The 325-nt window shown below is 67.7% G+C and carries 1 pseudogene; it reads right to left on the reverse strand.

Annotated elements, in window-relative coordinates:
* Window positions 1-87: 87 nt before the first annotated feature.
* Window positions 88-325: pseudogene (locus FLQ44_RS23925) on the reverse strand (lipoprotein-releasing system transmembrane subunit LolC); the annotation flags it as partial.

Genomic DNA, 325 nt, shown 5'->3' on the forward strand with positions numbered 1-325 from the left:
GAAGACCGGCGTGCGCAGGTCGCCCTCGGCATAGGTCTTGGCCAGCCCGCGGCAGGCGATGACGGCATTCGGCTCAGTCATGGCGCATCACTCGTAGCGCAGGGCGGCGGCGGGCTCGGTGCGCGAGGCGCGCCAGGCCGGGTACAGGGTCGCGATCATGCTCATCACAAGCGCCACGCCCACGATCAGTCCGACATCATCGCCGCGCAGATCGGTCGGCAGGCCGGTGATGTAGTAGACGTCGGCCGGCATGACCTCGAAGCCGAAGGGCGTCTCGATGGCATTGACCACATGGTCGAGGTTGAAGGTCAGGCTGACGCCGCCG

It is taken from the genome of Vogesella mureinivorans (assembly GCF_007644035.1).
GTDB classification, from domain to species: domain Bacteria; phylum Pseudomonadota; class Gammaproteobacteria; order Burkholderiales; family Chromobacteriaceae; genus Vogesella; species Vogesella mureinivorans.